The sequence below is a fragment of the Isoptericola sp. NPDC060257 genome, from assembly GCF_042726645.1.
GTDB classification, from domain to species: Bacteria; Actinomycetota; Actinomycetes; order Actinomycetales; family Cellulomonadaceae; genus Isoptericola; species Isoptericola nanjingensis.
Window position 1 is genome coordinate 1 of sequence record NZ_JBHXAW010000211.1, and the last position, 8,176, is coordinate 8,176.

At 72.8% G+C, this 8,176-nt stretch carries 6 protein-coding genes; 3 read left to right on the top strand and 3 right to left on the bottom strand.

What is annotated here, in order from left to right; translation table 11 throughout:
• The 3 genes from ACFWEK_RS15830 to ACFWEK_RS15840 all read right to left on the bottom strand — a co-directional run.
• Positions 1–1,314: ABC transporter substrate-binding protein (locus ACFWEK_RS15830; protein ID WP_430554643.1), on the bottom strand; the 1,314-nt coding region annotated here is incomplete at its 3' end.
• A gap of 29 nt (positions 1,315–1,343) precedes the next feature.
• Entirely contained in the window at positions 1,344–2,279 is a 936-nt protein-coding gene (locus ACFWEK_RS15835; RefSeq protein WP_430548032.1) for a carbohydrate ABC transporter permease, read from the bottom strand.
• Positions 2,272–3,195, bottom strand: a complete 924-nt coding sequence (locus ACFWEK_RS15840) for a carbohydrate ABC transporter permease (RefSeq protein WP_430554644.1) — start codon at positions 3,193–3,195, stop codon at positions 2,272–2,274. The genes ACFWEK_RS15835 and ACFWEK_RS15840 overlap by 8 nt, the downstream gene beginning before the upstream one ends.
• A gap of 213 nt (positions 3,196–3,408) precedes the next feature.
• Here ACFWEK_RS15840 and ACFWEK_RS15845 point away from each other — a divergent pair, with 213 nt between their 5' ends.
• The 3 genes from ACFWEK_RS15845 (at position 3,409) to ACFWEK_RS15855 (ending at position 8,112) form a co-directional block, all read left to right on the top strand.
• Complete coding sequence (locus ACFWEK_RS15845; RefSeq protein ID WP_430554645.1) at positions 3,409–5,370, top strand: DUF6807 family protein; 1,962 nt, start codon at positions 3,409–3,411, stop codon at positions 5,368–5,370.
• A 38-nt stretch (positions 5,371–5,408) separates the two neighbouring features.
• Positions 5,409–6,578, top strand: a complete 1,170-nt coding sequence (locus ACFWEK_RS15850) for a Gfo/Idh/MocA family protein (RefSeq protein ID WP_430548035.1) — start codon at positions 5,409–5,411, stop codon at positions 6,576–6,578.
• 67 nt (positions 6,579–6,645) lie between these two features.
• Positions 6,646–8,112, top strand: a complete 1,467-nt coding sequence (locus ACFWEK_RS15855) for a polysaccharide lyase family 1 protein (RefSeq protein ID WP_430554646.1) — start codon at positions 6,646–6,648, stop codon at positions 8,110–8,112.
• Positions 8,113–8,176: the final 64 nt, after the last annotated feature.

Consider the following 8,176-nt stretch of genomic DNA (forward strand, 5'->3'; position numbering starts at 1 on the left):
GATCGCGGCGCCGACGTCCTGGAGGAACGCGTCGGCGGCCTCGTCGGGAGTCATGCGCTCGAACAGCACCTCGGTGTTGATCCGGATCATGATGTCCTGGATCTCGTTCGCGCCGTTCGGCGGCACCGCCGGGTTGTCGACGATGTCGGGCTCCAGGGCCGCCATGAAGTCCGCGACCTTCTGGTCCGCGGCCGTGAGCTCGGGCAGGATCGCCTCGCGCACCGTGAGGTTGGCCGGGAGGCCGCGGTCGGTGAGCTGCAGCTCGGCGACCTCCGGGTCGTTGAGCAGGAAGTCCACGAGCTTCGCCGACTCCTCCGGGTGCTCCGTCTTCGCGGAGATCGAGTAGTACATGGCCGGCTTGAAGTACATGCCGGTGCGCTCGAACTCGGACTCGCCCGGCAGGCGGAGCAGCTCCAGCTCGTGCCCGGACGCGTCGGAGAGCGCGCCGAGCTGGTTGGACCACCATACGCCCATCGCGCCCGCGTTGGTGCCGAGCAGCGAGCCCTCGGGCCCGGCGTTCTGGTACTCCACCGACCGCGACGCGTCGGGCTGGCCGCCGTTCGCCATGAGGTCCAGCGAGGTCTGGAAGAACTCCGCGACCGTCTCCTTCGAGACCCCGAGGGTGCCGTCCGCGTTGTAGAGGGTCTCGCCCTTCTGCCGGGCGAGCACGTTGAGGCCGGCCTCGTTGAAGCCGTAGTCCTGCGCGCCCCAGACGCCGTCGCCGGCACCCTTCGAGATCTTCCCCGCGATGTCGACGTACTCGTCCCAGGTCCAGGCCTTGTCGTCCGGCATCTCGACGCCGGCGTCGGCGAAGATCTGCGGGTCGGCGACCATCGCGTACGCGTTGACGCCCGTCGGGATGCCGACGAGCTTCCCGTCGACCTCGCCCGTGCTGAGGATGTCCGCGGGGATCTCGGAGGTGTCCACGCCGGTCAGCTCGCCGATGACGCCGCGCGACGCGTAGTCGGAGAGGTACCGCTCCTCCTGGGTGATGACATCCGGGGTGTCGCCGCCCGCCGTGGCGGTGGCGAGCTTGTCCCAGTAGCCGTCCCAGTCGGTGTAGTCCGGCACGACGGTGATGCCGGGGTTCTTCTCCTCGAACAGGTCGATGATCTGCTGGGTGGTCTTGTGCCGGTCGTCCGACCCCCACCACGCGAAGCGGATCTCGACGTTCCCGTCGCCGCCGCCGTCGTCGTCGGACGGCATGGCGCCGGAGTCGCCGGAGCAGGCGGAGAGGGCGAGCGCCCCCGCCGCGGTGAGCGCGGTGAGCGCGACGCCGCGGCGCCGCGGGGCCCGGGTGGCTGTGACTCGCATGAGGTTCTCCTTCGAACGACGGGTGCGAACTACTTGATGCCGGTGGTGGCGATGCCCTTGACGAGGTACTTCTGGCCGAACAGGAAGACGAGGAACACGGGGATCAGGGACACGATCGACATCGCGAACAGCGGCCCCCACGAGCTGTTGCTCGTGGCGTCCACGAAGGTCCGCAGCGCGATGGGCACGGTGTACATGTCCGGCTTCGTCAGGAAGATGAGCTGGCTGAAGAAGTCGTTCCACGTCCAGATGAACGTGAAGATCGCGGTGGTGGCGAGGGCAGGCAGCGACAGCGGCAGCATGATCCGCAGGAAGATGCGCCCGTGCCCGCAGCCGTCGAGGCGGGCCGCCTCGTCGAGGTCCTTCGGGATGCCGCGGAAGAACTGGACCATGAGGAACACGAAGAACGCGTCCGTGGCCAGCAGCTTCGGCACGATCAGCGGCAGGAACGTGTTGATCCACGACAGCGACGAGAACAGGATGTACTGCGGCACGATGATCACGTGGATCGGCAGCATGATCGACATGAGCATGATCGCGAACCACAGGTTGCGGCCCCGGAACTTCAGCCGGGCGAACGCGTAGGCCGCCATCGAGCAGGAGACCAGGTTGCCGAGCACCGAGCCGAGCACGACGATCGCCGAGTTCAGCAGGTAGTGGCTGAACGGGTCGAGCAGGGCGTTCCAGCCGTCGGTGTAGTTGCCGAAGTCCCACTCGGTGGGGATCAGCCCGGGCTCGCGGAAGATGAGCTCGGTCGGCTTGAACGAGCTCGCCAGCATCCACAGCAGCGGGTAGAGCATGACGAGCCCGAAGGCGATCAGCGCGACGTGCCGGAGCACGCGGCGGACGGCGGCCCAGGCGCGGCCGCGGGGCGGACGGCGCTCGGGGTAGGTCGCCGCCACCTCGGAGAGCGTGGGGCGGGGGCCGGCGGGGCGCGGCTCGGTGCGCGCGGGAGCGTCAGTCATCGTAGAAGACCCAGAACTTGGAGGCGAGGAAGTTCACGGCGGTCATGCCCGCCACGACGAGCAGCAGGAACCACGCCATCGCGGACGCGTACCCCATCTGGTAGGAGCTGAACCCCTTCTCGTAGAGGTACAGCGTGTAGAAGAGCGTGGAGTCGACCGGCCCGCCCGTGCCCCCGCTGACGATGAACGCCTGCGTGAACGACTGGAACGCCCCGATGAGCTGCAGCACCAGGTTGAAGAAGATGATCGGCGTGAGCAGCGGCACCGTGATGCTGCGGAACCGGCGCCACCGACCCGCGCCGTCGATCGACGCGGCCTCGTAGTACATCGCCGGGATCTGCCGCAGCCCGGCCAGGAAGATGATCATCGGCGCGCCGAACGTCCAGACGTTCAGGACCATGAGGGTGCCGAGCGCGTAGTCGGGGTGCGACACCCAGCCGACGCCCTCGATCCCGAAGAACCCGAGGACCTGGTTGACGAGGCCGTCGGCCCCGAACACCTGCCGCCAGAGGATCGCGATGGCGACGCTGCCGCCGAGGAGCGACGGCAGGTAGTAGACGGACCGGTAGAACGCGAGGCCGCGCAGCCCCTTGTCGAGCACCATGGCGAGGGCGAGCGCGGCGGCGAGCTGCAGCGGCACCGAGACCAGCACGTAGGTGAAGGTCACCTTGAGCGCCTGGAAGAACCGCGGGTCGGAGAACATCGCCGTGTAGTTCTCGAGCCCGATCCAGCCGGGGGCCTCGAGCAGGCTGTAGTCCGTGAAGGACAGGTACAGGGACGCGACGAGCGGGAACGCCGTGATGAGGACCAGCCCGACGAACCACGGGGCGAGGAAGAGCGCCGCGGCCTTGCCGTCGCCCTTGCGCCGCTCCCGGGCGGCCCCGCGGGTGCGCGCGACCTCCTGGATCACCGCCATCGCGGCACCCGGCCGTCCGTGCGGCCGTGCACGCGGCCGATCACACTGCCGATCGGCGTGCTGGTGGGTGTCATCGCCGGCCTCCCGATCTTCGTCGATCCGAGGGCTTCCAGTGCTCCCGCTCCTGGAAACCGGTTGCTTCTCGGGAACGTACCACGAGAGGAACCGGTTTCCAATGGTGTACCGTCGGCTCGTGAGCCCGAGGAGGCATCGATGCCTGAGCTGAACGTCCGGCGCCCGTCCGTCACCATCGCGGACGTCGCCGCCGCCGCCGGCGTCTCGCGCGCCACGGTCTCCCGCGTGATGAACGGTCGCAGCACCGTCGACCCCACCATCGCCGCGCGGGTGCAGGAGGCGGCGATCGACCTGAACTACCGCCCCAGCAACGTCGCGCGCAGCCTGTCCCTCGGGCGCACGGAGACCGTCGCGCTCGTGGTGCCCGACCTGGGCAACCCGGTCTTCCAGCAGATCCTCCGTGGCGTGACGTCCGCCGCCGCCGAGGACGGCTACCGCGTGCTCGTCGCCGACGCCGCCGAGGACCCCTCGGAGGAGGCGGCCATCGCCCGCGAGGCACGCATGCGCTGCGACGCGCTCATCCTGGTCGCGCCACGCATGCCCGGCACCGCGCTCGACGCGCTGCTCCCCCTCGTGACCCCCGCGGCGGTGATCAACCGCGCCGTCGAGCACCCGGCCACCCCCAGCCTGGTCATCGACTACGAGGACGCCACGGTCCAGGTCGTCGAGCACCTGGTCGACCTCGGGCACCGCCGCCTCGCCTACCTCGCCGGCCCGCGGGCCGCCGCCACCGACGTGGCCCGGCGCACCGGTCTCGCCACCGCCCTCCGGCGCCACCCGGACCTCGAGATCGTCGAGCTCCCGGTGGGCGCCGACCTGGCCTCCGGCCACGCGGCCGCCGGCGAGGTGCTCGCGAGCCGGGCCACCGCCGTCGTCGCCTACAACGACCTGGTGGCGTTCGGCCTCCTGGCCGCGCTCAACGAGGCGGGCGTCGCCGTGCCCGGCGACATCTCGGTGGCCGGCTTCGACGACATCGACCTCGCCCGGTACGCGACACCCGGCCTGACCACCGTGTCCGTGCCCCAGGCCGAGCTGGGCCGGCAGGCGTGGCGCGAGCTGCACGCCGTCATCGACGACGACGCGCACGCGGCCACCACCACCCGGTTCACCGCCCGCCTCGAGGCCCGCTCCAGCACCGGGCCGGTGCCGCGCGGCATCGCGCGGGCCGTCGTCACGGAGCCCGAGCCCGCCGCGGCGCCCGAGGCCGACGTCGTCGACCCGGGCCCCACGTGGTCCGTGGAACCGCGCGAGATCGTGCTGCGGCACACCCGCGACCGGGTGCCGCTGGCGCGGTACGTCGACGGCGAGCGGCTGCCGGCCATCCACTCACCGCGCCCGTACCTGCACCCGGTGCACTCGCTGGCGGGCGTGGCCCTCACCGAGTCCGAACCGGTGGACCACCGGCACCACTACGGCGTGAGCGTGGCGGTGCCCGACGTCAACGGCACGAGCTTCTGGGGCGGTCGCACGTTCGTGGCCGACGTCGGCCCCACGCTGCTGCCCAACCACGGCCGCCAGGTGAGCACGCGCGCCGAGGTCGACCCGCTCGCGCCCCACGTGCTGCACGACACCGTGCGCTGGGACGACGAGCACGGCGAGCCCCTGCTCGACGAGCAGCGCCGGCTCGGCGCACGCCTCCTCGACGACGGCACCTGGGTGCTCGACTGGCGCACCACGCTCCACGCGTCGTACCGGCCGCTGGAGATCCGCTCGCCCGCCACCAACGGCCGGCCGGGCGCCGGGTACGGCGGCGTCTTCTGGCGCGCGCCGATGTCGCAGAGCACGGTCGTGCTGTCGCAGGCGGGGGAGGGCGAGAGCCTGGCCCACGGCAGCACGTCGCCCTGGGTCGCGTACGTCCAGCAGCACCACGACCCCTACGCCGAGGACCGCCCGACGACGCTGCTGCTCGCGCAGACGTCGCCGCCGCGGCCCTGGTTCCTGCGCGCCGCGGAGTACCCCGGTGCGGGGCCGGCGCTCGCGTGGGACACGCCGCTCGTCGTGCCCGCGGGCGGCACCGTCGAGACGGGCGTCGTGGCCGCGCTCGTGGACCGTGCGCTCGACCACGGCGAGGCCGCGGCCCTCGCCGCCACGCTGCGCTGACCCTGCCGGCAACCCCGGCACGACACGACAGGACGACGATGACCGACCCGACCTCCGACGGCTCTGCCACCCGGATCGCCCCGCAGATCGCGGTCGTGGGCCTGCACGGCCACGGCGCCTCCCACGTGCGCCGGGTCCTCGAGCTGCAGCGCGCCGGACGGGCGCGGCTCGCCGCCGTCGTCGACCCGCGCGAGCCGGGACCCGGCCACGACGCGCACGACGCCGGGGCGCCGTGGTTCCCGACGCTCGGCGACCTGCTGTCCACCCCGCGGGCGCGGGTCGACGTCGTCGTGCTGAGCACACCCATCCCCACCCACCTGCCGCTCGCCCGCGCCGCCATGGAGGCGGGCATCGACGTGCTGCTCGAGAAGCCGACGACGGCGTCGCTCGCCGAGCACGCCGAGCTCGTCGCCGTCGCGGAGCGGACAGGCCGGCGCTGCCAGGTGGGCTTCCAGACGTTCGGCTCGCACGCGCTGCCCGCAGCCGCGGACCTGCTGGCCCGGGGCGAGATCGGCGAGGTGCAGGGGCTCGGCGCCGTCGGTACCTGGGTGCGCACCGCGTCGTACTGGCAGCGCGCCGCCTGGGCGGGCCGACGCCGGCTCGACGGCCGCGACGTCGTCGACGGCGTGGTGACCAACCCGCTGGCGCACGCCGTCGCGACCACGCTGCGGCTCGGCGGGGCGTCCACCGCGCAGGACGTCGCCTGGGTGGACACCGACCTGTACCGCGCCAACCCGATCGAGGCGGACGACACCTCCTCGGTGCGGGTCAAGGACGCCGCGGGCCGGCGGTACGGCTTCGGCCTCACGCTGTGCGCGGCGGAGCGCACGCCCGCGCGCGTGGTCGTGACCGGCTCCCGCGGCGAGCTGGTGCTCGAGTACGAGCACGACCGCCTGCTGCTGCGCACGGACTCCGTCCAGATGGACAAGACCTACGGGCGCGCCTCCCTGCTGGACGACCTGCTGGCCGCCCGTGCCGACGACCGTCGCCCCCTGCTGTGCGACGTCCGCGACACCGGCGCGTTCATGCGCGTGCTGGAAGCCGTGCGCACCAGCGCCGACCCCACCCCGATCGCGCCCGAGCACGTCGAGTGGCAGGGGGACGGCGACGAGCGCCGCCCCGTGGTGCGGGACGTCGAGCACTGGTGCGCCGAGGTCGCGCGCACGCAGCGCACGTTCGCCGAGCTCGGAGCCCCCTGGGCCGGCTGACGCACCACACCTTCCCGGCCGACACCGTCGTCGGACGGGTCCCGCCGGAACGAAGGAGTTTCGCACCATGTCCCAGCCCTCCCCTGCCCACCCGGGCGGACGCCGTCCCCGCGCGGCCGCCGCGCTCGCCGCCGCCGCACTGCTGGTCACCGCGGGCGCCGGCGCCGCCTCGGCCCACGGCGGGCCCGCCGGCCCCGGCCACCCCCCGCGCACCGACCTCGGGCGCCAGGTCGTGACGCCGGGCGCCGACGGCTGGGCGTCGGTCGCCACGACCACCTCGCCCGAGGGCGTCACGCGCGACGCCGCGCCGGTCACCGGGGGCGCCGCGGCCGCGGCGTCCGAGGTGTACGTCGTCGACACGTGGGCCGAGCTGCGCGACGCCCTCGGCGGCCGCGCCGGCGCGGACCTCGACGACGGGCGCGGGCTCGAGGTACCGCGCATCGTCTACGTGCGCGGCACGATCGACGCCTTCACGGGCGCCGGCGGCGCGGCCCTGGGCTGCCAGGACTTCGCCGACCGGGTGCCGGTGGCGGGCACCGGCGACCCGTTCTCCATGGACGACTACGTCGCGGCGTACGACCCCGCCGTCTGGGGCACCGAGGAACCCGCGGGGCCGCTGGAGGACGCGCGCGTCGCGGCCGCCAAGGTCCAGGCCGCGCAGACGCAGGTGCACGTCGGCTCGAACGTCACGATCGTCGGCGTGGGCGACGACGCCCGGGTCGTCGGCGCGAACCTGCGGGTCCGCGACTCGCACAACGTCATCGTGCGCAACCTGACCCTCTCCGACGGCCGCGACTGCTTCCCGCAGTGGGACCCCACCGACGGCGACCTCGGCAGCTGGAACTCCGCGTACGACAACCTGTCCGTCTGGACGTCGACCGGCGTGTGGGTGGACCACAACACCTTCGACGACGGCGACCACCCGGCGCCGTCCCTGCCGCAGGTCTTCGGCCGGCCGTTCGAGATCCACGACGGCCTGCTCGACGTCACGCACGGCGGCGACCTGGTGACCGTGTCGTGGAACCGCTTCGAGTCCCACGACAAGACGATGATCATCGGCTCGTCCGACTCGCGGCTGCAGGACCGCGGCCAGCACCGCGTGACGATCCACCACAACCACTTCCAGGACATCGGCCAGCGCGCGCCGCGGGTGCGATTCGGCGACGTGCACGTCTACGACAACTCCTACGAGCAGTCGACGGCGGCGAAGTTCCAGTACTTCTGGGGCGCCGGCAAGGAGTCGAGCCTGGTCGTGGAGAACAACGCCCTGCGCCTCGCCCGGGGCGTCGAGCCCGCGCGGGCCGTGGGCGCCTACGGCGGCACGATGCTGCGCGAGACCGGCACGCTGGTGAACGGTCGCCCCGTCGACGCCGTCGGCGCGTTCAACGCCACGGCCGCCGCGCCGCTCGCCGACGACGCCCGCTGGACACCGTCCGACCACTACCGCTACCGGCTGCTGCCCACCCGGGCCGTGCCCGCCGTCGTGGACGCCGGTGCCGGAGCGGGCGTGCTCCGCTCCACCACGCCGAGGTAGCACGAGCCCCGCCGAGGTAGGACGCCTCGCGCCGAGGGAGTACCTGACCATGGGCCAGGAACTC